This window comes from Sphingobacterium paramultivorum, assembly GCF_014109745.1.
In the GTDB taxonomy this organism is placed as follows: domain Bacteria; phylum Bacteroidota; class Bacteroidia; order Sphingobacteriales; family Sphingobacteriaceae; genus Sphingobacterium; species Sphingobacterium paramultivorum.
Map to the genome: position 1 here is coordinate 6,174,023 of NZ_CP058555.1, position 25,161 is coordinate 6,199,183.

Annotated in this window: 18 protein-coding genes, 2 tRNA genes and 3 rRNA genes; 9 read left to right on the top strand and 14 right to left on the bottom strand. The window is 42.3% G+C overall.

The window, feature by feature from the left end; genetic code table 11:
* Positions 1-11: 11 nt before the first annotated feature.
* Both HS960_RS25635 and HS960_RS25640 read right to left on the bottom strand, forming a co-directional pair.
* Complete coding sequence (locus HS960_RS25635; RefSeq protein WP_153847694.1) at positions 12-803, bottom strand: hypothetical protein; 792 nt, start codon at positions 801-803, stop codon at positions 12-14.
* Between the two features lie 107 nt (positions 804-910).
* Positions 911-2,221 (bottom strand): BamA/TamA family outer membrane protein, encoded by a 1,311-nt coding sequence (locus HS960_RS25640; RefSeq protein ID WP_153847693.1) that lies wholly within the window; start codon positions 2,219-2,221, stop codon positions 911-913.
* Positions 2,222-2,419: 198 nt separating this feature from the next.
* On the opposite strand from HS960_RS25640, the gene HS960_RS25645 reads away from it, so the two are divergent.
* Positions 2,420-4,300 carry a M1 family metallopeptidase gene (locus HS960_RS25645; protein WP_153847692.1) on the top strand — a complete coding sequence of 627 codons (1,881 nt, stop codon included), beginning with the start codon at positions 2,420-2,422 and terminating at the stop codon, positions 4,298-4,300.
* A 121-nt stretch (positions 4,301-4,421) separates the two neighbouring features.
* Here the strand turns inward: HS960_RS25645 and HS960_RS25650 are convergent, their stop codons facing one another.
* The 6 genes from HS960_RS25650 to HS960_RS25675 all read right to left on the bottom strand — a co-directional run bounded on the left by HS960_RS25650 (position 4,422) and on the right by HS960_RS25675 (position 9,107).
* Positions 4,422-5,033 (bottom strand): alpha-ketoglutarate-dependent dioxygenase AlkB family protein, encoded by a 612-nt coding sequence (locus HS960_RS25650; protein ID WP_159731327.1) that lies wholly within the window; start codon positions 5,031-5,033, stop codon positions 4,422-4,424.
* A gap of 22 nt (positions 5,034-5,055) precedes the next feature.
* The gene (locus HS960_RS25655) at positions 5,056-5,892 is read right to left on the bottom strand and encodes a methylated-DNA--[protein]-cysteine S-methyltransferase (protein WP_182330809.1); all 837 of its coding nucleotides are present in this window, start codon (positions 5,890-5,892) and stop codon (positions 5,056-5,058) included.
* Positions 5,893-5,959: 67 nt separating this feature from the next.
* The gene (locus tag HS960_RS25660; RefSeq protein ID WP_153847690.1) at positions 5,960-6,259 is read right to left on the bottom strand and encodes a SelT/SelW/SelH family protein; all 300 of its coding nucleotides are present in this window, start codon (positions 6,257-6,259) and stop codon (positions 5,960-5,962) included.
* A gap of 203 nt (positions 6,260-6,462) precedes the next feature.
* Positions 6,463-7,320: a 4,5-DOPA-extradiol-dioxygenase gene (ygiD, locus tag HS960_RS25665; RefSeq protein WP_202883716.1), complete on the bottom strand. Its 858-nt coding sequence runs from the start codon at positions 7,318-7,320 to the stop codon at positions 6,463-6,465.
* A gap of 137 nt (positions 7,321-7,457) precedes the next feature.
* Positions 7,458-8,291 (bottom strand): AraC family transcriptional regulator, encoded by an 834-nt coding sequence (locus tag HS960_RS25670; RefSeq protein WP_182330811.1) that lies wholly within the window; start codon positions 8,289-8,291, stop codon positions 7,458-7,460.
* Positions 8,292-8,933: 642 nt separating this feature from the next.
* Positions 8,934-9,107, bottom strand: coding sequence for a hypothetical protein (locus HS960_RS25675; RefSeq protein ID WP_182330812.1), 174 nt, complete (start codon positions 9,105-9,107; stop codon positions 8,934-8,936).
* Between the two features lie 507 nt (positions 9,108-9,614).
* Between HS960_RS25675 and HS960_RS25680 the strand changes: the two genes are divergently transcribed.
* From HS960_RS25680 to HS960_RS25705, 6 genes are all read left to right on the top strand, one after another.
* Positions 9,615-11,144, top strand: a 16S ribosomal RNA gene (locus tag HS960_RS25680).
* A gap of 121 nt (positions 11,145-11,265) precedes the next feature.
* Positions 11,266-11,339 (top strand) — tRNA-Ile (locus tag HS960_RS25685).
* Positions 11,340-11,350: 11 nt separating this feature from the next.
* Positions 11,351-11,424, top strand: a tRNA-Ala gene (locus HS960_RS25690).
* Positions 11,425-11,653: 229 nt separating this feature from the next.
* Positions 11,654-14,533: ribosomal RNA gene (locus tag HS960_RS25695) — 23S ribosomal RNA — on the top strand.
* 125 nt (positions 14,534-14,658) lie between these two features.
* Positions 14,659-14,770: ribosomal RNA gene (gene rrf / locus HS960_RS25700) — 5S ribosomal RNA — on the top strand.
* The 16S, 23S and 5S rRNA genes sit together here with 2 tRNA genes alongside, the layout of an rRNA operon.
* A 376-nt stretch (positions 14,771-15,146) precedes the next feature.
* A complete protein-coding gene (locus HS960_RS25705; protein WP_202883717.1) occupies positions 15,147-19,013 on the top strand; it encodes a TIM-barrel domain-containing protein in 3,867 nt (1,288 codons plus the stop codon).
* A gap of 77 nt (positions 19,014-19,090) precedes the next feature.
* Here the strand turns inward: HS960_RS25705 and HS960_RS25710 are convergent, their stop codons facing one another.
* The 3 genes from HS960_RS25710 to HS960_RS25720 all read right to left on the bottom strand — a co-directional run bounded on the left by HS960_RS25710 (position 19,091) and on the right by HS960_RS25720 (position 20,841).
* Positions 19,091-19,969 (bottom strand): pirin family protein, encoded by an 879-nt coding sequence (locus HS960_RS25710; protein WP_153845121.1) that lies wholly within the window; start codon positions 19,967-19,969, stop codon positions 19,091-19,093.
* 123 nt (positions 19,970-20,092) lie between these two features.
* Positions 20,093-20,407 (bottom strand): hypothetical protein, encoded by a 315-nt coding sequence (locus HS960_RS25715; RefSeq protein ID WP_153845122.1) that lies wholly within the window; start codon positions 20,405-20,407, stop codon positions 20,093-20,095.
* Between the two features lie 11 nt (positions 20,408-20,418).
* Positions 20,419-20,841 carry an OsmC family protein gene (locus HS960_RS25720; protein WP_153845123.1) on the bottom strand — a complete coding sequence of 141 codons (423 nt, stop codon included), beginning with the start codon at positions 20,839-20,841 and terminating at the stop codon, positions 20,419-20,421.
* 260 nt (positions 20,842-21,101) lie between these two features.
* On the opposite strand from HS960_RS25720, the gene HS960_RS25725 reads away from it, so the two are divergent.
* Both HS960_RS25725 and HS960_RS25730 read left to right on the top strand, forming a co-directional pair.
* The gene (locus HS960_RS25725; protein ID WP_153845124.1) at positions 21,102-21,821 is read left to right on the top strand and encodes an outer membrane beta-barrel protein; all 720 of its coding nucleotides are present in this window, start codon (positions 21,102-21,104) and stop codon (positions 21,819-21,821) included.
* A complete protein-coding gene (locus tag HS960_RS25730) occupies positions 21,814-22,392 on the top strand; it encodes a TMEM175 family protein (protein ID WP_120336201.1) in 579 nt (192 codons plus the stop codon). Before HS960_RS25725 ends, HS960_RS25730 begins: the two co-directional genes overlap by 8 nt.
* Here HS960_RS25730 and HS960_RS25735 read toward each other — a convergent pair.
* The 3 genes from HS960_RS25735 to HS960_RS25745 all read right to left on the bottom strand — a co-directional run bounded on the left by HS960_RS25735 (position 22,386) and on the right by HS960_RS25745 (position 25,141).
* The gene (locus tag HS960_RS25735) at positions 22,386-22,946 is read right to left on the bottom strand and encodes an AAA family ATPase (RefSeq protein WP_153845126.1); all 561 of its coding nucleotides are present in this window, start codon (positions 22,944-22,946) and stop codon (positions 22,386-22,388) included. The genes HS960_RS25730 and HS960_RS25735 overlap by 7 nt on opposite strands.
* A 75-nt stretch (positions 22,947-23,021) precedes the next feature.
* On the bottom strand, positions 23,022-24,110 hold the full coding sequence (locus tag HS960_RS25740; protein WP_182330813.1) for a DUF6688 domain-containing protein: 1,089 nt from the start codon (positions 24,108-24,110) through the stop codon (positions 23,022-23,024).
* A gap of 212 nt (positions 24,111-24,322) precedes the next feature.
* The gene (locus HS960_RS25745) at positions 24,323-25,141 is read right to left on the bottom strand and encodes a hypothetical protein (protein WP_182330814.1); all 819 of its coding nucleotides are present in this window, start codon (positions 25,139-25,141) and stop codon (positions 24,323-24,325) included.
* Between the last annotated feature and the right edge of the window lie 20 nt (positions 25,142-25,161).

Here is a 25,161-nt window from a genome sequence, read left to right on the forward strand (position 1 = left end):
GTTTGGTCGGCTTAGTCTGCAAATTCCTGACTGAAATAAATTTCAAAAATCTGCTTTTTCTTATTGTATTTTAGGCATTGAAAATTCGCATATACGGAGCTGGTCGGCACACAAAGACTGTTGGCCATGGCTTCTTTTGAGAATTTTTTGTTCAGACAGCCCTGCTGCAAATCAAAGTTTTTGTTCGTCGAAATATCGGTCACATCAAAGGAATTGTCGTCAATCAGGTAATTTGAATTGTTTAAACGAATATAATCCTCTTGATAAATCAGTTCGGAAGCAACGAGATAATCGAGCGATCCAAAGCTGGATGAACAATCTAGATTTTGAAGGGTATTGACAACTTTTAACTCTTTATACAATGTGTTGTATGTATTGCGTTTATGATCGAATAAGGTGATCTCGATGTGATGATTATCTTTGTTGTACAGCAGATACCCAAGGTCTCCAGAGCCATTTTCGAAGATATTCCCTTTCGCGATCGCTAAAACAGCCAAGTTAGGATGCCCAAGAAAATAATCCTTCTGGTCTGCACTTAGTGTTGTCGTTAACTTCTGGTGAAGTTTATCGAAGAGGCCGGCGTCGTTCATTTTTATTAACTGCTGCGTTTGTTCTTCAATTCTGTCTGCAAAACGCGGGCTATCGTAGCTCGAAGTATCCGATGGGAGCGGTGGTGATGCAGGGGGGACTACCTGTTCTTTCTTTTGTTCGTCATTTTTCGTTGTTTTTGGCGTCTTTGTCTGATGACAGGAAACAAGAGCCAATAATAATACAATGTATAGAAAAAAGGTTTTTAAATTCATGATGAAGTATCGTCAATGCCAATTCAGTCACTCTTCGTGAATAGAAAGAGCAACAACATCGGCTAATTTAGTTATTTTATGGCAAACAAAGCTGTCGCAATCTGGAATTAGAAGGCTTCATTCAGCCCTAAAAAGAAACCACGGGAACCATATTTTCCAAAGGCATAGTCCAGACATAGATTTGTGCGTGTTGCTTTGTTAAAGAGCACCCGTAATCCGGCACCACCCCCAGGTTGCCACCTTTCAAAAAGTTTGGTACCCAGTTCGTCGCTGGCAGTCTGTAGGTTGAAAAAAGCAGCTCCGCTCAAAAAGTGATTCTTTAAAATTGGGAAGCGGTATTCTGTTTCGGCATAACCGAAAGAAATTCCTTTGAAATAACCAATGGTATAACCCCGGCCGCTTCTGACGGCTACGTCTCTTCCCGTTCCTGGGAGATCAAAATAGGGAAGTGTACCACCAAGTTTATAGGAGCCCCAATACCAGAAGGCAAGTACATGAGCCGGGTCGGACTGAGATAGACTAAAGTATTTTCGAAAGTCGGTGGTAAGCTGTACAGCACTTTTGCTACTGCCCAACAGCGTTGTGTTCCATCGCACACCAATATCCGAATAGATACCCTTGTAAGGCCTATTGGGATTGTCTCTTGTCATATATTGCATATTGAGCAATAGTCCATTGGAATTATAACTGTCGGGATCGAAGCCATGTTTTTCGGTGTAGATGGTATTGGGCGTAATGTTGCCATTGGGGCCGCTGCTGGTTATTTTTCGTCGTAAGTCAAACGCCAATCCAGCTCCAACAAATAGTCCGTCGGCGATACGTTTATAGACTTTTTCATTAAATGTAAATGCGTTATATTTTGCTCCGTATTTTTTATGGTCGGGGTTGGCAAGGATCTCTTCATCGGCATTGTTCCATTTTCCATGGGGAGTCATGCCCAAACCCGCATCTAAAGCGACCATTTTGACAAGTGCAAAAGCGCCCTGAAAATTTAGTTTATTGTTGGGGGTAAAGATATTATGGCTGATATAGAAGACCATGATGTTTTTTGTGGTGATTGAGGCGGATGTCGCTGCGATCGACATGGTCGTTGTTTTGGGGTCACCCAGTACTTTCCCCGCGACAGCCTTGATTCCGATCTGACCACCAATGGTTGGGTTGTAGGCAATGTTGGGCATTAAGGTGATGGGAGAGCGTTTACTCGCGTGTTCCTTTTTTCGTTTGGGATGGATTATTCGTCCGATTAAATCCGATATATCGTATTGACTGGCCATGGCCGAGTCACGCTGATGTTTGTACTGTGCAAGAGAGTCTGTTTTTGCATCGGTTTGAGCAGCGAGCAGCGTAGGGATTGAAATCAAAAGTATTCCTAAAAAAGCATGTCGGAAGAAATCGTTAAAACGTAAAAGTTGATGCATACATTCGGGTCTATCTTAAAACTAAACGTCAAAAAAAATAAAATGTTTTCTCAAGTACTCGGAGCCTGTCTTTTTTTGATCTTTGAACAAATGCAAATACGGTATTGTGTTGAAGAAGTTTATTTTTCTTGCGAAGCTGGAGAATTAAACTTGCAAATCACAGCAAATTTATCTTAGTTTGATTATTTAAACTAGGATATGATAGGACGCACTATATTTAATTATGGATTGACTTTGCTTTTATTGACAGGGGTAGCTCATGCGCAAGAACTGTATACCCCAAGGAATATTCAGCAAGCGATCGAAAAGGGAACCCGTACCAAAACGGGTCTACCAGGGAAAAACTATTGGCAGAATTTTGGTAAGTATGATGTGCGGGTGCAATTGGATCCGGCTACAAAGATGGTGAGTGGAACAGAGACTATTGTGTACACAAACAATAGTCCCGATACATTGAAACGCTTGGCTATCCGATTTGTGAACAATGTACACAAACCTAATGCGGTACGTGCTGCATACGCTTCGGACGACTACCTGACTTCGGGCCTAAAGATTAAATCGTTTAAACTGAATGGTCAAGTTTACGAAGTAAACAGCAAGGACTGGGGAACGGTGAAGTTAGGTGATTTTGGGCAGAAAATCCTTCCGGGAAGCACTGCAACATTGGACATTAGCTGGGAATATCCGTTATCTGTCGAAAGCGACCGTGAAGGGCTGTTGAATGCTTCCACCTTTTATTGTGCTTACTCTTATCCGCGTGTGTCTGTATACGACGATTATAATGGCTGGGATCTTCTGGAACATAATGGCCGACAAGAATTCTACAATGGTTTCAACGATTATCAATTTGAGATATCCGTTCCGAAGAACTTTGTTGTTTGGGCGACAGGTGAATTGACAAATGCGGCTGATGTACTGCAGAAACCTGTTCTGGACCGTTTCGAAAAATCAAAAGTCAGCGACACGCCAATACATATCGCGACAGATGCCGAAATGAAAGCGGGGAAAGTGACAACACAAGAAGCCTGGAATAAGTGGAAATTTAAAGCAACCTATGTGCCTGATTTTTGTTTCAGTGTGAGTGATAATTATATCTGGGATGGCGGGAGTGTAGATTTGGGAAGTAAGCGCGTGAGTGTGCAGTCAAGCTATGTCACCGGAACAGCAGATTTTGAACAATACATTGGTTGGCAGCAATATTGCATTGACTGGTTTTCTAAAAATTGGCCTGGTGTCACCTACCCATACCCAACAATGACGGCCGTTCAGGGATTTGCAGACATGGAATATCCAATGATGATCAACGATTCTAGTGTCCCAGATAATCTCGTGGATGCGCGACAAACAGCAGACCATGAAATTGCACATACCTATTTCCCTTTTTACATGGGTATCAATGAGACGCGATACGGTTATATGGATGAAGGCTGGGCTACTGCATTGGAATTCTGGATTGGAAATGCGGAGATTGGTGCCGAAAAAAACAAAGAACTTTTCAAAGATGCCCGTGTAAAGCGCTATATCTTTGACCCTTCTACCGAAGAAGACCAACCCTTGATTACCATGACCTCTCAGTTAAGTGGTTTAGGGTACGGCAACAATGCCTACATCAAGGCCGCATTGTCTTATATTGCATTACGGGATTACTTGGGCGATGAACTGTTTAAAAAAGCATTACACCATTACATGGAGCTATGGCATGGAAAACATCCGACGCCTTGGGACTTCTTTTATAGCATCAATGCTGGAGCTGGGCAGAATTTAAACTGGTATTGGAAAAATTGGTATTTCACCAATAATTACATCGACCTTAAAGTGAATGATTTTAAACAACTTGCTGGCAAAAATACACTGACGATCACTAATGTCGGGGGATTTGCAATTCCGTTTGATGTGTTGATTACCTATACGGATGGATCGGTGGAGACAAAACATCAAACTCCGTCAATTTGGCAACACAATGAAAAACAGGTAATCCTGACTTGGACTTCGACTAAAAAGGTGAAAAATATTACCTTGGACGGTGGCATTTTTATGGATTACACAGCCAAGGACAACAGCAGGGACGTTATTAAATAACCAGATCGATCGTGTCAGCCTTTATGTTTGAAAAGGTTGACACGATTAATGACTGAATGCTGTTGAAGTCTGCCTACAAATAGGTGTCCATTCCTGTAAGCCTTACCCTGGGCCTGTAAGACTACAGCTGATCGATGCTTCGAAATGTCAGATTAATTCGTGCACTGAACGCCTTTTTTGTCGGTGGAAGCCGATGCAACCAATACGTTTGTGTAACACCTTTCATCACCAATAAACTTCCATGGCCCAAGATGATGTCTATTTTTTCTTTGCTCGTTTTATGTTTAAAGGCAAACTTTCGTTCAGCACCAAAGCTTAAAGAAGCAATTGCTCCATTTTTTTTGAGGTCTTTTTCACCGTCGCTGTGCCAGGCCATTCCTTCGTCGCCATTGTGATAAAGATTCAACAGGCAGGAATTATACGTCTCCTGTGTTTGTTCTTCGGCAATCTTTTTCAGCTCAAGAAGTTCCTTTGTCCAGGGAAGCGCTCTTTTAGTAGTGTTGGAATAGCTATATTCGAAAGCCTGGTCGCCATACCAAGCCACTTTTCGTTTGGTGACGATTTCGTTTCCAAAAATAATGGCACGGTCATTTACCCATTCGATCGAGTCCATGAGTCTATCAAAATAGTGGTTTGCTTTCTGTGGAGGCAGTATTTTACCATAATAATTGACAGTCCCATCGTAAGGGAGTAGATTTCTATTGCCATCGAAGAGATTGTCGAAAAGTTCCATGTTATCGTATTGTGTGTGTTTACTAAATAGCCGTATGCAAAGTCTCCCATCCGATCATCGCTGTTTTCCGCATTGGATCCCATCGGTAACCACCAAATATACCGCTGTTTTGTATAACACGATGACAGGGGATAAGGTAAGCTATCGGATTGCTTCCAACAGCTGTGCCGACAGCACGGGAGGCTTTGGGGTTTCCGATTTGAGAAGCGATAGCACCGTAAGTGCTTAAGTTACCCATAGGGATTTTTAATAAAGCTTCCCAGACTTTCAATTGAAAATCAGTGCCTTTTAAATGTAATTTTACCTGACGGATATCTTTATCTTGGGGATTTAATGCGCTGAGTGCATTCTCGTGCATGCTGTTCCCCTGTTGTAGGTATGTTGCGTTCGGAAATCGTTGCTGAAGAGAGTCAAAAGCTGTTATGTTATCATCCGCGTAGGCAATATGACAAATACCTTTTGAGGTGGATGCAATTAGCATTGTGCCGAATAAGCTCTGATAATACGCGTAGGAAATCAATAAATTGGAGCCTTCATTTTTATATTCAGCGGGAGTCATCCCCTCAATGTTGATAAATAGTTCATGAAGTCTACTGCTGCTGGAAAGGCCAAGCTGGAATGTTGTTTCAGCAATGTTATTTTCCTTAAGCAATGATTTTGCATAATTTATACTTACGTACTGTAAGAATTTTTTGGGGCTTGTACCTGCCCATGCGGTAAACATGCGTTGAAAATGAGCTTCACTCATGTAAACATGAGAAGCGATCTGACCCAATGTAGGTTGAGACTTAAAGTTTTCCTGTAAGAAATGTATGGCCTTGGCGATACGTTGAAAATCTACTTCTTGTTGAATAGTCATGATTGTTCATTTAATTTATACAAAGTTGCTAATAAGAAGAAGTCTTTAAAATCCGATTTATGCTAAATTAAATGTTGGATGAAGGAGATTTGTCCGAATGACCTAAGGATTTATCTGGTGCGACTAGATCACGGATCAGTTGTTTGAGTTCTTTTATTTCGGGGAATCGACCGGCTCTTTTTCGATCGAATATCTCCTTATCCGCTACCCGTATTGTATAACGGCCTGCAATTTCGCTGGGGACCAGCATCACTCCATGGATCTCATCCGTGAACGAACTCAGTACCTCCTGCGCCATATAGGCGGCGCGCAGCATCCAATTGCATTTTGGACAATATTCAATTTCAATAACAGGTTTTGTTGCCATGAGTTAAGTTCAAGTACGTTGTTTTGTTTCAAACAAATTTATCAATCCTAGCGCTGCAATCCTAACGCTTTTTGTCATGGAAATTTCGAGATATTTCCAACTCAGCGGAGTGCTGTATACAACAAGCCCATTCCATTGGCCTTTTTCTCGGTTAATGGAATGGGCTTGTATTGTTGGATATTCCTGATAGGTATGCTGGAGGCTTAACCGATTTTCAAGGAGGTCATGGTCAGCGATCCAGCCACTGAATTGTCGTTGAAGAGAAACAACTCGTCATTTTTCTCCTGTAAACCCAAGGTATAGATTAAAGGGAGGTAATGTTCAGGAGTTGGAATTGCCAAGTCGAACTCTTTGCCTTGTTTTCTGAAATCTATGAGCGCCTGATGGTTGCCGTTCTGAATAAATTTCTTCATTTTTTCATTTGCTATAGTAGCCCATTCATACGCATAGCCTGCCGTATCGAGTTTGTCCCAGGCGACCATCCGTAAGTTGTGCACCATATTGCCGCTACCGATAATGAGTACCCCCTTCTTTCTTAGCGCGTTTAATTGCTGTGCAATCTCATAATGGTATGCTGCAGGCTGTGTGTAATCGATGCTCATTTGAATAATAGGAACGTCTGCATCAGGGTATAGATGTTTGACGACAGACCATGATCCATGGTCCAGCCCCCATTTGTCGTCGAGATGAACATCTGCTTTGCTGACAATACGCTGTGTTTCTAAAGCGAGTGGAGGGCTACCTGGAGCTGGGTATTGGACATCAAATAACGCCTGAGGAAAACCGCCAAAGTCATGAATGGTGGCGGGATGCTCCATCGCTGTGACAAATGTTCCACGTGTTTCCCAGTGTGCCGAGACAACAAGAATCGCCTTCGGTTTTTCGAAAGTTTGGCCAATTTTTTTGAATCCCCGGACAAATTCGTTGTCCTCTATGGCGTTCATGGGACTTCCATGTCCTAAAAATAAGACCGGAAATTTGTCCGTTGCCTCCAGTTCCTCGGAAAATTTATATAAAGAGTTTGCTTTATGTGTTACTCCAGCTAATGGTAATGTTGCCATAATTTTAATAAAATCCTTTCTACGCATTTGATATGATGTGGCTGCGTCAATTTTTACTACAAAGGTAGGGGTTGGGGCTGGCTAGGCGGTATAATTATCCTGTCAATCTGTTGTACTATTCGGAAATCTGTTGTACGCTATTCTGAAATAAGTTTTTGGATTTCACTTCTAAATTCCGAAGGCGTCATGCCTGCTTTCTTTTTGAAGACATTGGTAAAGTAGGCTTTATCTTGGTAGCCGAGTTCAAAACCAATTTCCGAGATCGTTTTAGTCGTTGTCAACAAGAGGTTTTTTGCTTCAATAAGTTTCCGTGTTTCGATAATCTCAGAAACGCTTTGTTGTAATATGCTCTGACAAATTAAATTTAGGTTTCGTGTCGACATAAAAAGCTTCTCCGCGTAAAAATTAACGCCTTCTGGACGGCGGTAGTTCTCTTCCAGTATAGATAGAAAGCTTGTGAACGTTGTACTCTGATTTTTCAATTGCTGTTGGCTGTCTGGAAATTGCTTTTTCCGTTCAGATTCAATCATGGTAAAGATGGTGCTCAATAGCTGCTTGATAACCGCATAATCTACGCTAGTTTGTAAGCATTCCTGCTGCATTAGCTGACACAGGACTATCAATCTTCCAAAGCAGTTGGGGCTGGCGAAGGTCAATGTCGCATTTTCATGAAAGTGGGCGTAGAGCTGGAAAGTCGTTTCGGGGATAAATTCACTTTTAAATCGAACGACCCAAAATTCAATGTTATTATTATGCAAAAGAGGTTTGACGCGGTGGGTTTTGCCCTGAGTGACAAAACTTATAAATGGAGCGGTGTAGGTTTTTGTTTTAAAATCGATAAAATGTTCGAGCTTTCCTGCCACACCAATAATCAATTCCTCGAAATCATGTTGATGTATTTCGTTTTTGGATTGCTGTATGCGCAGTGCCTCGTCGGCGTCAACTTTGTAAATTTTGAAAAGTCCGTTCAAAATAAGGAAGATTTTAATTTGCTATTTACGAATATACGGTTTCAATTACATTTTGTTTGTCAAAGACCTTCCTGTGGGCATCTTCGAGCTATTTATTGGAGCAAATTATTAGATATATTTCGGGTGAATCGTGGTTTTCTAGACCTCGTAACTTTCCTGTATCTAAGGGGGCTTCAATCAGATGTTCCTTTAGGGGTACCAGAAACCTAAAATGAGGTTTTTATTGATCTATGATGATTATATCCTTAAAAACTTCGCATTGTTTTGGCCATTAGGGACGCAGTATCTTTCAAGTCAACTTCGGCAATAGGGCCTGCGTCTACATATATATAGGTTATATGGCTATTTATATAGTGTTCTATTTATTCGCTTTTATTTACTTCTTCTTTAAGCTAGATTTTAATTGGTATTTAGTTAGCTTTTGGTTAGGGTTAGTTTAGCTATAACCTAAGCTATACCTAAACTAACCCTAACTAAACCCTAAGTAAACCCTAAGGAAAAGCTATACCAAAATGAGAATTGATCAAGGTTTACTTTAGACTAATCCTGTCATCCTCTGTTCCGCTGCGGTTGCGGTTCGCGGTCACATCCTATCACTATTATATATATCGATGATATTAAATTATGCGGTTCTCTGTTTCGCTAAGTTTGCGTTTTCCGATCTCCCTTTGCTATGCTGCGTCGGTGGGGCGATAGATCCGGCAGGTGCAGTTCGGGATGTTTTCGTTGCCAGATGCCGCTATCTGTCCCCATTCCGGCGGCCGGATCAGCCATCCCAGCCTTCCGATCACCTGTTTTACAAAAAGAATCTCGCACCGTTACAGGCAGTTAGGGGCAAAATGAAATAAATAAGAATAAAAGGCTTGGAAGTGATTGTTAAAACTCCCTATCTTTGCACCACTCCGCAAGGGAGGAACGGTTACCCCGAAAGAGGGAATCATGAAAAAAGAAGGGTTTAAGAGAAGCCTGACAGGATTTAAAATCCCGCTCAGTTTATTTTAAACGCGGAAATCGAAAAAAAGGAAAAGAAAAAAACTTTAAAAAGTTTTTGGAAGTTCAAAAAAGATTTCTACCTTTGCAGTCCCAACGGAAACGAAGGGAAAAACAAAATGATAAAGAGGGGCGCAATGCCTATCGGAATATAGCGGATACGGAAGTTGAAGCGCGAAAAGTTCTTTAAGAAAACACAATCATGTAAGCGTGACGAGTAGACAAACGAAAGTCATGAACAAATTCAAGAATTAGTTCAATTCGATCCAAGATCAGAGATATAAAAAAAAGAATTCTGATTATGTAAATAGTTGGAATCAAAAACTTCATTTTACAATGGAGAGTTTGATCCTGGCTCAGGATGAACGCTAGCGGCAGGCCTAATACATGCAAGTCGGACGGGATCCGTCGGAGAGCTTGCTCGAAGACGGTGAGAGTGGCGCACGGGTGCGTAACGCGTGAGCAACCTACCTCTATCAGGGGGATAGCCTCTCGAAAGAGAGATTAACACCGCATAATATATCTGACCGGCATCGGTTGGATATTAAATATTTATAGGATAGAGATGGGCTCGCGTGACATTAGCTAGTTGGTAGGGTAACGGCTTACCAAGGCGACGATGTCTAGGGGCTCTGAGAGGAGAATCCCCCACACTGGTACTGAGACACGGACCAGACTCCTACGGGAGGCAGCAGTAAGGAATATTGGTCAATGGGCGGAAGCCTGAACCAGCCATGCCGCGTGCAGGATGACTGCCCTATGGGTTGTAAACTGCTTTTGTCCAGGAATAAACCTTTCTACGTGTAGGAAGCTGAATGTACTGGAAGAATAAGGATCGGCTAACTCCGTGCCAGCAGCCGCGGTAATACGGAGGATCCGAGCGTTATCCGGATTTATTGGGTTTAAAGGGTGCGTAGGCGGCCTATTAAGTCAGGGGTGAAATACGGTGGCTCAACCATCGCAGTGCCTTTGATACTGATGGGCTTGAATCCATTTGAAGTGGGCGGAATAAGACAAGTAGCGGTGAAATGCATAGATATGTCTTAGAACTCCGATTGCGAAGGCAGCTCACTAAGCTGGTATTGACGCTGATGCACGAAAGCGTGGGGATCGAACAGGATTAGATACCCTGGTAGTCCACGCCCTAAACGATGATAACTCGATGTTGGCGATAGACAGCCAGCGTCCAAGCGAAAGCGTTAAGTTATCCACCTGGGGAGTACGCCCGCAAGGGTGAAACTCAAAGGAATTGACGGGGGCCCGCACAAGCGGAGGAGCATGTGGTTTAATTCGATGATACGCGAGGAACCTTACCCGGGCTTGAAAGTTAGTGAAGAATGCAGAGACGCATTCGTCCTTCGGGACACGAAACTAGGTGCTGCATGGCTGTCGTCAGCTCGTGCCGTGAGGTGTTGGGTTAAGTCCCGCAACGAGCGCAACCCCTATGTTTAGTTGCCAGCATGTAATGGTGGGGACTCTAAACAGACTGCCTGTGCAAACAGTGAGGAAGGTGGGGACGACGTCAAGTCATCATGGCCCTTACGTCCGGGGCTACACACGTGCTACAATGGATGGTACAGCGGGCAGCTACATAGCAATATGATGCTAATCTCTAAAAGCCATTCACAGTTCGGATTGGGGTCTGCAACTCGACCCCATGAAGTTGGATTCGCTAGTAATCGCGTATCAGCAATGACGCGGTGAATACGTTCCCGGGCCTTGTACACACCGCCCGTCAAGCCATGAAAGTTGGGGGTACCTAAAGCATGTTACCGCGAGGAGCGTGTTAGGGTAAAACCGATAATTGGGGCTAAGTCGTAACAAGGTAGCCGTACCGGAAGGTGCGGCTGGAATACCTCCTTTCTAGAGTATCGCGGATCGGTACTCGTCACGTTACATATGATTGCAAAAAGAGAAAACATCAGAAGAAAGTGCCCGCCCCGAAAGGAGCAGTACTGAGAGAAAGAGATGAACAAGATAAGCTAGTCCCGTAGCTCAGTTGGTTAGAGCACTACACTGATAATGTAGGGGTCAGCAGTTCAAATCTGCTCGGGACTACGAAAAAAAGAGGGGAATTAGCTCAGCTGGCTAGAGCACCTGCCTTGCACGCAGGGGGTCAACGGTTCGAATCCGTTATTCTCCACATCTCCGGGAGGAACATCGACAGATGCTCCTAAAATAAACCGGAAAAAGAGTTCTTTGACATATTGAAAGAGAAAAAAAATTACAAGAGAAGACAACAGTATAGAGACAATACGTGTATGTGTTTGAAGTAAGGGAGAGACCCTCGGTCAAGGCCGAACGATCCCGAACCTAGCATACGTGTATATATATCAAAAGCAGCCGCATAGTGGCAAAAGGCTATGCCGGTGAAGAAAGTAAATAAGGGCACACGGGGGATGCCTAGGCTCTCAGAGGCGAAGAAGGACGTGATAAGCTGCGATAAGCTTTGGGGATTGGCAAATGCGACTTGATCCAGAGATTTCCGAATGGGGCAACCTGACTATTTGAAGAATAGTCGTATAAAACGCGAACGCGCTGAACTGAAACATCTAAGTAGGCGTAGGAGAAGAAAATAACAATGATTTCCCAAGTAGTGGCGAGCGAACGGGAAAGAGCCCAAACCGATCATGTTACGGCATGGTCGGGGTTGTAGGACCACGAGATTGTACAGCGCTATGAACTGGAAGCAGGTGGGAAACTGCGCGACAAGGGTGAGAGCCCCGTACAGGTAAAGAATGTTGACATAGTGGTATCCTGAGTACCGCGGGACCGGAGAAATCCTGTGGGAATCCACCAGCACCATCTGGTAAGGCTAAATACTCCTGAGAGACCGATAGTGAACCAGTACCGTGAGGGAAAGGTGAAAAGAACCCCGAACAGGGGAGTGAAAAGAACCTGAAACCGTGTGCTTACAAGCGGTTGGAGCAGACAAGTTCTGTGACAGCGTGCCTTTTGCATAATGAGCCTACGAGTTACTCTTGTCTGGCAAGGTTAAGTCCTTCAGGGACGCAGCCGAAGCGAAAGCGAGTCTTAATAGGGCGCATAGTCAGATGAGGTAGACGCGAAACCTTGTGATCTACCCTTGGGCAGGTTGAAGTTGCAGTAACATGTAATGGAGGACCGAACCGATAAACGTTGAAAAGTTTCCGGATGACCTGAGGGTAGGGGTGAAAGGCCAATCAAACTGGGAAATAGCTCGTACTCCCCGAAATGTTTTTAGGAACAGCGTCGGCGTAGAGTTTGATAGAGGTAGAGCTACCGATTGGGTGCGGGGGAGTCAAATCCTACCAAATCCAGACGAACTCCGAATGCTATCAAATATAGCCGGCAGTGAGGCTTTGGGTGCTAAGGTCCAAGGCCGAGAGGGAAAGAACCCAGACCATCAGCTAAGGTCCCCAAATTCGTTCTAAGTTGAACTAACGAGGTCCGGTTGCCCAGACAGCTAGGATGTTGGCTTGGAAGCAGCCATTCATTTAAAGAGTGCGTAACAGCTCACTAGTCGAGCGGCCGGGCGTGGATAATAAACGGGCATCAAGAACGGTACCGAAGCTATGGATTTGCACTTAGGTGCATCTGGTAGGGGAGCATTCCATCGCCGGAGAAGCAGTTTGGCAATGAACTGTGGAGGTTATGGAAAAGCAAATGTAGGCATAAGTAACGATAAGGCGGGTGAGAAACCCGCCCACCGAAAGACCAAGGTTTCCTGATCAACGTTAATCGGATCAGGGTCAGTCGGGACCTAAGGCGCACCCGAAGGGGGCAAGCCGATGGACAACTGGTTAATATTCCAGTACTCTTCATAACTGCGATGTGGTGACGGAGTAGTGACACTGCCGCGAACTGACGGAATAGTTCGTTGAAAGGCGTAGGTATAGGGACGGTAGGCAAATCCGCCGACCCTGCTGAAACCCAATAGTACAGCAAAGCTCCGGTGGCGCTGATAGAGCAGGTAAACAGACTTCCAAGAAAACCCGCTAAGCTTCAGGTTATGAAGACCCGTACCGCAAACCGACACAGGTGGTCGAGGAGAGAATCCTAAGGTGCTCGAGTGAGTCATGGCTAAGGAACTCGGCAAAATGGCCCTGTAACTTCGGGAGAAGGGGCGCTGTCTCAGCGATGAGCAGCCGCAGTGAAAAGGCCCAGGCGACTGTTTAACAAAAACATATGGCTTTGCAAAATCGCAAGATGAAGTATAAGGCCTGACACCTGCCCGGTGCTGGAAGGTTAAGAGGGGATGTCATCGTAAGAGAAGCATTGAATCGAAGCCCCAGTAAACGGCGGCCGTAACTATAACGGTCCTAAGGTAGCGAAATTCCTTGTCGGGTAAGTTCCGACCTGCACGAATGGTGTAACGATCTGGGCGCTGTCTCAGCCATGAGCTCGGTGAAATTGTGGTATCGGTGAAGACGCCGATTACCCGCAACGGGACGGAAAGACCCCATGCACCTTCACTATAGCTTAACATTGAGATTGGGTACAGGATGTGTAGGATAGGCGGGAGATGTTGAAGTGGCTTCGCCAGGAGTCATGGAATCAACCTTGAAATACCGCCCTTTCTGTATTCGGTTTCTAACTCGGTCATGCCGAGGACATTGTTTGGTGGGTAGTTTGACTGGGGTGGTCGCCTCCAAAAAGGTAACGGAGGCTTTCAAAGGTAAGCTCAGTACGCTTGGTAACCGTACGTGGAGTGCAATGGCATAAGCTTGCTTGACTGTGAGACCGACAAGTCGAACAGGGTCGAAAGACGGACATAGTGATCCGGTGGTTCTGTATGGAAGGGCCATCGCTCAAAGGATAAAAGGTACGCTGGGGATAACAGGCTGATCTCCCCCAAGAGCTCATATCGACGGGGAGGTTTGGCACCTCGATGTCGGCTCGTCACATCCTGGGGCTGGAGAAGGTCCCAAGGGTTGGGCTGTTCGCCCATTAAAGTGGCACGCGAGCTGGGTTCAGAACGTCGCGAGACAGTTCGGTCCCTATCTGTTGTGGGCGTTGGAAGTTTGAGTGGATCTGACCTTAGTACGAGAGGACCGGGTTGGACAGACCTCTGGTGAACCTGTTATGCCGCCAGGTGTACGGCAGGGTAGCTACGTCTGGAATAGATAAGCGCTGAAAGCATCTAAGTGCGAAACTAGCCACGAGATGAGACTTCCTTATAGGGTCGTAGAAGATGACTACGTTGATAGGCCATAGGTGTAAAGGTTGAGAGACCAAAGCCAAGTGGTACTAATAGCCCGAAGCTTTCTCAAGCAGACAGACACTGTTGTCTTCCTCTTTAATTTTTGAAACAAACAGAAACGAACCTCTTTCAATAGATATGTCAGTTGGCATGAATAAGATGATATGAATATCATAGATCAGCCAATAAAGATTTTTAGGTGCCTATATCGGCGGTGTCTACCTCTTCCCATTCCGAACAGAGCAGTCAAGCCCGCCAGAGCCGATGGTATTGCCGTAACAGGTGGGAGAGTAGGTCGGTGCCTTTTTTTACACGGAAGCCCTTGCTGGAAACAGTCAAGGGCTTCTTTCGTTTGGATACTTCCGTATTTCCATGTACAGGCTATTGCCTATCCTCCGCATATTGGTTATCGCAGCATAGGACCGTCGGCAGTTGTTGCGCAACTCTCATTGTCCTGCAACTACGCTGTAACAGTCCCTCAGGTTTTACACTGCATTCATCATCCCGCTCATTTCATAAGCGAAATGGAAGTAAACGTTCCTTTTTCGATGAAAGGCTTACAATAGGTTGGCTAACCTGCAACATTATTATTGGACAATCGTTTGCATTCCATAATCCCTTTTTTACTTCGATTTACTATTGTATTATTGTTAAGTTAATTTAATGCATTATAAATCATACGCATGAAGATATCTTTTTGGAGCGCAAAAGCACAAGTCTGTTTATTGATGGGATTGGCTTCTCCTTTTATTTTTCAACCCACTCGAGTTGACGCTAAAGTAAGTACGATCAAATATTATAATACAATAGGTCGCGATCAAGGCAACCGTATTATCACGATTCAGAAAATTAATCCGACAACAGTCGAGATTGTATACGATAATGGTCAGCGTCTGACTTTAGATTTCTACGGTAATCATATTTTTAGGATGTTCCAGAATGTTCATGGCGGTATTATCCGTGATCCCGAAGCAAAACCCGAAGCAAAAATATTGGTAGAGCAACCTCGGAAAACGGTCACTGGGCTTGAGGTAAAGGATGAAGGTAATAAGGTCAGCATCTCCACTAACGATATTCTTTTTTCAATGGATAAACAGACTTCACAGTTTAGTATCCTCAATCGGAAAAGCAATAAAATTGTAGTTGAAAGCTTAAAGCCGATTGTTTTCGAAGAGAAACAAGTTAGCGTTGAATTGAAGGAAAATGCGGATGAATACTTTTTTGGTGGCGGCGTTCAAAATGGGCGTTTTTCACATAAGGGAAAAGTGGTTGCGATCGAAAATCAGAACAGCTGGACCGATGGTGGTGTTGCCTCTCCAACCCCTTATTACTGGTCAACCAAAGGGTATGGTTTTATGTGGCATACCTTTAAAAAGGGAAGTTATGCCTTTGGAGCCAAAACCCCTGGGACAGTAAAATTGGCACATGATACAGATTATCTGGATGTCTTTTTTATGATTAATGACGGGATAGTACCTTTGCTCAACGATTTCTATCAATTGACGGGCAACCCAATTCTTCTGCCGAAATTTGGTTTGTATGAGGGGCATCTTAATGCCTATAACCGCGATTTTTGGAAAGAAGATGAAAAGGGAATTCTATTTGAAGACGGCAAACGCTATAAAGAAAGTCAAAAGGACAATGGCGGAATCAAAGAATCGCTGAACGGTGAGAAAAACAATTATCAATTTTCGGCCCGCGCTGTAATAGACCGGTATAAAGCACATGATATGCCTTTGGGCTGGATTCTTCCAAATGATGGCTATGGTGCTGGCTATGGCCAAACGGAATCTTTAGATGGGAATATCCGAAATTTGAAAGAGTTTGGTGATTATGCACGTAAGAATGGTGTAGAAATCGGTTTATGGACACAGTCCGATCTCCATCCAAAAGATAGTATAAGTGCATTACTGCAACGTGATATTGTAAAAGAGGTTCGGGATGCGGGTGTAAGAGTCCTAAAAACGGATGTGGCCTGGGTTGGTCCAGGATACTCCTTTGGTCTCAATGGGGTCGCTGATGTGGGACATACCATGCCTTACTATGGTAACAACGCTCGTCCATTTATTATTTCATTGGATGGTTGGGCGGGCACACAGCGCTATGCCGGTATCTGGTCGGGCGACCAGACTGGAGGCGTATGGGAGTACATTCGATTCCATATACCAACGTATATCGGCTCGGGACTTTCAGGTCAACCCAATATTACATCCGATATGGACGGGATCTTTGGTGGTAAAAACTTTAAGGTCAATATTCGTGATTTTCAATGGAAGACCTGGACACCAATGGAACTCAATATGGATGGCTGGGGATCGAACGAGAAGTACCCGCATGCTTTGGGTGAGCCGGCTACTTCTATCAATCGTCTGTATCTGAAATTGAAATCTCAACTGGTTCCCTATAGTTATAGTGTTGCGAAACAAGCTGTAGATGGACTGCCTATCATTCGTGCTATGTTTTTAGAGCAAGCAAATAGTTATACGCTTGGAAAGGCAACGCAATACCAGTACCTCTATGGTCCAAATTTCCTTGTAGCACCGATTTACCAGGAAACACGTGTGGATGAGAAAGGAAATGATATGCGCAATGGTATCTACCTGCCGGATGGTGAATGGATTGATTATTTTACGGGTGAAAAATACCAGGGAGGGCGTATTATCAATAACTTTAATGTGCCTATTTGGAAGCTGCCTGTTTTCGTGAAAAATGGAGCCATTATTCCGGTGACCAACCCAAATAATAATGTGCTGGAAATCAAAAAAGATCAACGTATTTATGAGGTGTATCCTTATGGGAACTCCAATTTCGTGGAATATGATGATGATGGAAAGACAGAGGCTTATCGTTATGGTAAGGGGGCAAATACATCCATAACTTCACAGTTAAACAACAATAGAGTTGTTTTTGCGATAGCTCCAACGCAAGGCGAATTTGACGGTTTTGAGAAAATGAAGTCTACGGAAATTCGTTTCAACGTTAGCAAAGCACCGAAGAAATTGACAGTAAAGGTCAATGGGAAAAATAGCAAACTTAAAGAAGTGAATAGCATAGATGCATTTAATACTTCTGAAAACGTATATTTCTATGACGCACAACCAAACCTGAATCAGTTTGCAACCAAGGGATCTGAATTTGAAAAAGTACCTTTGGTGAAAAATCCGATGTTGCTGGTGCGACTAGCCAAACAGGATGTCTCATCGACCGCAATAGAAGTACAATTGGACGGTTTCGAATATGCTCCTGTTGACAACTATCTAACGCAGACTGGTGCTTTGACCTCACCCAAAGCTGTTATCACAGATCAAAATACACAAGCATATACCTTAACGCCAACCTGGGAAAAGGTTGCAAATGCTGATTATTATGAAATTGAATTTAATAATCTGATCTATTCGACCATCAAAGACAGTCAATTGCTATTCGAAGGATTGGCCGCGGAAACGGATTACCAGTTTAAAATTAGAGCTGTCAATAAATCTGGTGTTTCAGATTGGAGTACATTTGCCGCAAAGACAAAGGCAAACCCATTGGAATTTGCCATCGAAGGAATCAAAGCAGAGACTTCTGCGGATAACCAAGGCGGAAATGGTATCAATAAATTGTTCAATTATGATGAGGGGGATATGTGGCATACAAAATGGGGACAGACTGCGGTTCCGTTTGATATGACCTTAGATCTAAAATCCGTTAATCAATTGGATAAGTTTGAGTATCTTCCAAGAACCGATGGCGGAAATGGCATCATTTTAAAAGGAAAAGTATTCTATAGCAACGATAAGGACACCTGGACAGAAGCTGGTAGTTTTGATTGGAAACGTGATGGCGAAATGAAACGTTTTGATTTTGGAACCCATCCGGTGGCTCGATTTATCAAAATTTCAGTTTCTGAAGCTGTTGGTGGTTTCGGTTCAGGAAGAGAATTATATGTGTTTAAAGTACCAGGATCGTCAAGCTACTTACCGGGCGATATTAATAATGACCGATTGATCGATCATAATGACTTGACTTCCTATATTAACTACACGGGATTGCGACTGGGAGATGGAGATTTCGAAGGTTATGTCAGCAATGGTGATGTCAATAAAAATAATCTGATTGACGCTTATGATATTTCCAATGTTGCTGTTGTCATTGAAGGTGGTGCAAAACCAAATAAAGAAGAAAAGGTCAGTGGTAAATTAAAATTGATTCCTTCAAAAACGACCTTAAAATCGGGAGATATTGTGGAGATCAGTGTTAGTGGCGAGAATCTTAAAGCTGTCAATGCACTTAGTTTTGCTCTTCCTTACAATCAGGGTGATTTTGAATATGTCGGTATTGAGTCCTTACATTTAAAAGAGATGAACAATTATAGCAACGATCGTCTTCACACTAATGGAAGTAAGGCTCTGTATGCTACTTTTGTTAATCTGGGCAACAAGGAGACTTTGAATGGATCTGAAGTTTTATTTAAGATCAAATTGAAAGCAAAGCGTAATGTCAATTTCAATCTGAAAGCGATAGATGGTATTTTGGTTGATAAAAAGCTGAATTCCGTTACTTTCTAAATAAATAGCCTTAACAAAAAGGGGAGCCTCATAGGCTCCCCTTTTTTTGTTAATTAATGTCTAAATAGTGCAGCTAATTAGTCCAATATCATACTGAGATCCATCAGCAGGATTTCAGTATCTGCTGAGGTCACTTTCAGGTTAATTTCAGCGACATCCCATATTCCAAAGCCATCTCTGCTTTCTAATTCCTGTCCTTCGACAGTAACACTACCTTTTATTACAAAAACATATACACCATTTCCTGCCTTTTTGATCTGGTATTTTGTTTGGACGTCCTTGTCAAAATGCCCCATGGAAAACCAGGCATCCTGATGGATCCATACACCCTCGTCTTCTGGATTTGGAGAAAGAATTTGCTGGAATTTATTCTGTCTTTGTGTTATATCCAATGTAATTTGATCGTATCGGGGGCTCACATTCCGTTGATTAGGGTACACCCAAATTTGAAGAAACTTGACTACCTGATCGGTGTTTTTATTATATTCACTGTGTATGATGCCCGTTCCGGCGCTCATGACCTGAATATCTCCCTTCCGGATAATGGCTTTGTTACCCATGCTGTCTTCATGTTGCAAATCACCTTCCAAAGGGATACTGATGATTTCCATATTGTCGTGAGGGTGTTTGCCAAAACCTCTTCCTTCAGCCACCATATCATCATTTAGTACCCGTAACACGCCAAAGTGCATACGTTCGGGGTTGTGATAATTGGCGAAGCTAAACGTATGATTGCTATCTAACCAGCCATGATTTGCATGACCGCGTGTAGCCGCTTTGTGGAGGACACTATGGTTTTCCAATCTGTCTGAATTATAGTTTACAGCTTCGGCATCCAGCGTTTCAAGCGGTTCTATCTCGTCAATATCATTCTTCAAGATATCAGCTGAAGACACTGTTGATGCAAATATTCCGGAACCTAAAAGTCCCTTTTTTATAAAGTTCTGTCTGTTCATGATCTTATTATTTAGTATCCAAAATTAGCCTATTAGCCGCCGATTTCTATTGATCTAGTTCAATAAAGAAAGAGTTTTAACGGTTTTCGGCTGTTTCTCTAGGAAGCTATCGCCTGTGCTTTATTAAACGGAGAGTAAGTCTGGAAAAAGACTATAGACTTCATTTTTTAGAAGTCCACTTCCACCGCCATAATGTTTGATCAGACCAATCGGATAAGTGAGCCGCGTAAGGTGATCTGTTATTTCACGCTCTTCCTGAGGAGAGAGTCCCGAACTCAATAACAAAACATCTACAGGGACGTCAATAAGCTGTTTTTTACAGGCATCCAAATCGTATTGTATCGTTGCATTCCAGTTGGGCGTGTTTTCAATGATTCTCTTGAGCGTGAGGAGAATTTCTTCATTTTTACCAAATATGAGAAAGGTTAAGATTTTCATGATGTTCTTGTTTAAGGATTTGTCCTGATGAGCGTATTGATAATGGCATTACCCTTTAAAATTTTTGAAATGGGACATTCTTCTGCAATTTGTTGAAGGCGTTCACGGGTATCTTCTGCTAAGATTTGTCCAAAAGCTATCTCGCGATCAAAATATGTAACCACCTGTCCTTTTTCAATTTTGAGGTACATATTTGAACTGACTGAAATTTCTGGAATATCAAGCCCTTTTTTATCGATGTACATGCGTAAAGTAGCTAGGGTACAAGATACAAGCGATGAGATAAGAAGGGTGTAGGGGTCAGGACCAAGATCTTTGCCACCAAGTTTTTCAGGTTCATCCGTAATGAATTCTCCATTTCTCCATTGTATTGTGGTCTTATATTTCTGCTCAGTAATATGGCCAAGGATAGGGTTTTCCAATATATATTTCATACGGATTATTCTTTTGTTTGTAATACAACAAAAATAAGCCTGAATTGATTCATTTCCATTGATGTAGTTCAATAAATATAGTCATATTGTCTCCTGATGTTTTTTATTGGCTGATAAGATTGATGGATTTCCGCTGATGAATACACCTTATCGCCACAGAAAAAATAAAGATTGGAGTAAGTTGAATCACATAAATTTTCTTACTTTTAACAATCAAATTCACTCAATTTTTTAAAGGATTTCAATTTAATATTTCGGTTATGATGAAGAGATTTTTACTTGTCGGACTTTTTGCTGGTATAACCCATTTTATGGCTTTCTCGCAATCTCATGAACTACGTGTGGGTGTTACCTCCGGTGTGTCCAATTTTACGGGATCGGGAACCGAAGCAAAGAGTACGTTGAATGGATCTACGCAGCAGGACTATTATACCAATAATCCTTATGGAAAAAAATATGGAATCAATATTGGTGGCGCTTTAAACTACCGTTATGTTTTTGCCAACAACCTAATATTAGGTTTAGAGGGTGCATATGAACGATTGCAGACAAAGATTGATTTGGAAGGCAATGAGTTTATGAATGGAAGCCGTGGTCAGACCCGTCTAAATCAACAATTTATCAATTTTAATCCTTTTGTTGGCTATCGTGTCTTTTTTGAACCGATGACAATGGATATTCAGTTGGGTATGGATATTGCCAAAACGCTGAGCATCAAAGAAAGTGGTAGCATTGAAGATAAACAGGGGAATAAAACAAGTTTTGATCGTGATAGAGGCAAGGTTATTGATTTGGATCTACGCCCTCGTTTACAGTTTAATGTAAATTATGACCGTTATACCGTGTTTGCCGGTTATTCATGGGGCCTAAAGGACTACCGTAGTGGAATGGTGGGCGGCGATCCCGGTGTGGCACGATTAAATGTATTCCGCTTGGGTCTGCAGTATCAGCTATTAACTCCTATCTTCAAAAATGACTAAAGGCAGGTTAGAAGCATTCAGTGATGGCGTTTTGGCCATCATTATAACGATTATGGTACTTGAATTAAAAGTACCTGAAGGATTTACTTTTGCGAGCCTTAAACCATTATATCCTAAAATTATCTCCTATATCGTTAGTTTTGTTTACGTTGGACTGTACTGGAATAATCACCATCATCTCTTTCAAATTGTTCGAAAAGTAAACGGAAAAGTTCTTTGGAGCAATTTGAATTTATTGTTTTGGCTATCATTAATGCCGGTTACAACGAATTGGATCGGTGAGTCACATTTTGAAAGGGATCCTATTATCGCTTATGGCTTTGTCCTGATCATGTGTTCCATATCATATAATATCGTTGAATATTTTGTGATTCAAATCGAAGGGGAAGAATCTGCACTGAAAAAAGCGGTTAAATCGAAAGTTAAGGAAAATATTTCTACAGCGCTGTATTTTTTGGGGATAGGACTGTCTTTTATTAATCCCTATATCAGTTTGCTCATGTATGGAACAGTCGCTATTATGTGGCTTATACCTGACCGCCGTATCGAGAAAGAAATGCGGAATCAATAGTTTTGCTGCTCCAAGGCTTTCAGGATGAACTGAACGCGATCGTTTACTGTTGTTTTTGGAACCTCAATGGTTTCATAACCGAGTTTTGTATAGGTCTCTCTCATTATCTTGAAAGTGTTTTCGGCCTCCCGCCAAGTTTGTTTCCGCTCGTTGTCATTCGCATAGATCTCTGCCCAAGGCGGTAAGATAAATACTTTTTTATGATAACGTCGACCTTTTGCTTCGTGAAGCAGTTCTTCTTCGATTGCAAGACCTTCCATTGCAATATATGCCAAAGTATCTGGAATTCCACGATCAAAAAAGACGTAGTGTTGGTGATCTTGCCTCACCTGCATCAAATAGCTGGCTGATGAATCTGCCAACATGAGTTTGGCATAGTGAATTTTATTTTTCCAGGGCAGACCATCAGCATCGGCTTCCAATTGTTCTCGGATGATGCGCCGTGCATCTTCTTCCACAATGCTGAATCCCTGCTTATGTAATTCATTTAATAAGGTTGTTTTACCGACTCCAGGTCCTCCCGTCAGAACGATAAAATAATGTGTTTGATCCATAATGATTAAAATGAAGTGCTTCCCGAAATGGAGAAAATTGGGGTAATGACTGATTGTTGGCTACTATTTTAAAAATTAGCTGTATTGTTTTGCGATTTTCTTTTCGGGTTCGACGTAGAATGTATATAAGAAAAATAAAAATATATATTCTAGTGGTTTCATCAAAATATAAGTCACATTTGAGGCACTGCTGGAATTAATTTTTACGGAGATATTAAAACCATATTTATCGTAGCAATATCTGACATAGCGATGTAGTGCTGGTGATAAATCGCTTAATATTTCTTCGAATGCGTTGGCCACCTGAAGCTGTCTATTGACAATGATCGTGTTGCCATGTCTTGTGCCTAGCCGTAAGGGTTTAACAAGAGCGGGATCTCCTTTTGCCGCAACTGTACAGAGGTAGTGGCCCTGATGATCGAGGATAGGAGGGTGCATTTTTTGTGAAAAAGCCCAAGTAGTTGTTTCTGTGAAAACTTTCACCATGGAGTCCCGATCCTGCCCCAATAGGATGAGGATGATAGTTAGTAGGAGAAAGACCGGAACAAGTAAAATAAGAGCCCATGCCGGATAATTCAGTTTTGAGGAAAGCAGGTTATTGATTTTATTGAGCGTGCTGTTGGCATAGCTTCTGTTCATAGCGTAACCCCGCTCTTCAACGATGATTTTACGGATTAGCCCAATGCCCATAATCAAGCAGCATATTGGCGTGAAAATAAAGAATAAAGTTCCATCGTTGCCAACATACATATCCAATGTGGACGTATCGTGGTGACTGACCTGAACGAGCACAAACAGACTGATAATACTACCTATCATTAACATAATCAGCATCAGAACAAGAGGAATAGGGGGGATTTTTCGTCCCTTGAGCCAAATCGCTATTGCTGAAATATTAAATGCAATAAAATAAAATGATAGCGATACAAGGTGTTTTCCGCCGAAGGGAATATAACAATCACCATCTACGGGATCTACGGCTTGATTATATTGACTCGAGTGGAATAATAGCCCTACCCCGCTTATCATTAATGAAATCAGGTAGCCGATAATAATGGCATACTCAACAATTGTTATTTTCCGCTGTTGTTTTTTGACAGCCGAACGAAGCAGATATAAAATCCCGAACAGCGTAAGAATAATAAGGAGAAGAATGAAGATCATAATGGGGTGAGCAGTTATAATTCTAAGACGAATATCGTCAAATCATTTGTTTAATTCAGATACAAGGCAATCAATTGTTTTTGGAATATACCGTATAACGGATTGAAATCAATATTATTGAAGTGTTTAATGGCTCGGAATTCAGGATTTCTTCAACCGTGTAGATGCTATCAAAAGTATCTATAGTGCCAATGTTCAGCAAAGACCAGCGACTAATTTTTACCGAATAATCTGCTCCAAAAATTCTTTTTTTTGCTGCTTTGAGAACTGTCTGTGGTTTCAAAATGTTTAGGGTCCGCATGGATTGTCTCTGTTTTGACATTTGGCAAAATCTCATTTTCTGGAAGTCCATTGCGTTGTTCTATTTCCTGGATCTGTTTTAATGCTGTTGTCTGATATAAAAGCGGTCCGTCTTTGTCGCAGTTAAAAAGGTTGGAGTAACTTTTTGATTCATTCAGATCAAAAGGTTGTGGTTCTACAACTTCTGTTGCTTCCAAGAGACCAAGGTTACGATCTTTGGCATATTGCAGTGCATTGAGGAAAATAGAAATACGGTTATCAGAAAATAGCGTATCTAATTCAGCCTTGATCGTCGGGTCACTTTGGTAATCTATCAACAATTGCGCGACTTTTTCTGCCGGGATAAACACACCCGAACAATAATTTTCTACAAGCCTATTTTCGATATTATTGGTTAGAAATTCTTGTTGGACAAATTGTTCCCACTGTTTGTAATAGCTGGATAAATGGTCATTTTTGGAGAAGGACAGGGCTCCACCTCGAACATAAAAGTATTTTTCGAAAAAACCTTGGACAACAGCAATGAAAAAACCATGGGTTTTGTCAAAATAATCATTTTTGTCGGTTTCCCGGCCCGCATTTAAGGTGTCTTGGTATTTGGTTTTATAGAAGTCTTCTAGTTGGTGAGTTGCAGAAACTTCCTCAATCTTTTCAGGATTTTTGAGCAAGTCAAAATACCAAGTTTCTATCTGCTGTTCTGAGATGGGGTGGTAACTAATATCATAGCCCATAATGACTGTTTTTAATCTCT

Bases quoted from the DNA above. Each gene is read 5' to 3' on its own strand.
- HS960_RS25635 (WP_153847694.1), bottom strand. From the start codon at position 803: ATGAATTTAAAAACCTTTTTTCTATACATTGTATTATTATTGGCTCTT.
- HS960_RS25640 (WP_153847693.1), bottom strand. From the start codon at position 2,221: ATGCATCAACTTTTACGTTTTAACGATTTCTTCCGACATGCTTTTTTA.
- HS960_RS25645 (WP_153847692.1), top strand. From the start codon at position 2,420: ATGATAGGACGCACTATATTTAATTATGGATTGACTTTGCTTTTATTG.
- HS960_RS25650 (WP_159731327.1), bottom strand. From the start codon at position 5,033: ATGGAACTTTTCGACAATCTCTTCGATGGCAATAGAAATCTACTCCCT.
- HS960_RS25655 (WP_182330809.1), bottom strand. From the start codon at position 5,892: ATGACTATTCAACAAGAAGTAGATTTTCAACGTATCGCCAAGGCCATA.
- HS960_RS25660 (WP_153847690.1), bottom strand. From the start codon at position 6,259: ATGGCAACAAAACCTGTTATTGAAATTGAATATTGTCCAAAATGCAAT.
- ygiD (WP_202883716.1), bottom strand. From the start codon at position 7,320: ATGGCAACATTACCATTAGCTGGAGTAACACATAAAGCAAACTCTTTA.
- HS960_RS25705 (WP_202883717.1), top strand. From the start codon at position 15,147: ATGAAGATATCTTTTTGGAGCGCAAAAGCACAAGTCTGTTTATTGATG.
- HS960_RS25710 (WP_153845121.1), bottom strand. From the start codon at position 19,969: ATGAACAGACAGAACTTTATAAAAAAGGGACTTTTAGGTTCCGGAATA.
- HS960_RS25715 (WP_153845122.1), bottom strand. From the start codon at position 20,407: ATGAAAATCTTAACCTTTCTCATATTTGGTAAAAATGAAGAAATTCTC.
- HS960_RS25720 (WP_153845123.1), bottom strand. From the start codon at position 20,841: ATGAAATATATATTGGAAAACCCTATCCTTGGCCATATTACTGAGCAG.
- HS960_RS25725 (WP_153845124.1), top strand. From the start codon at position 21,102: ATGATGAAGAGATTTTTACTTGTCGGACTTTTTGCTGGTATAACCCAT.
- HS960_RS25730 (WP_120336201.1), top strand. From the start codon at position 21,814: ATGACTAAAGGCAGGTTAGAAGCATTCAGTGATGGCGTTTTGGCCATC.
- HS960_RS25735 (WP_153845126.1), bottom strand. From the start codon at position 22,946: ATGGATCAAACACATTATTTTATCGTTCTGACGGGAGGACCTGGAGTC.
- HS960_RS25740 (WP_182330813.1), bottom strand. From the start codon at position 24,110: ATGATCTTCATTCTTCTCCTTATTATTCTTACGCTGTTCGGGATTTTA.
- HS960_RS25745 (WP_182330814.1), bottom strand. From the start codon at position 25,141: ATGGGCTATGATATTAGTTACCACCCCATCTCAGAACAGCAGATAGAA.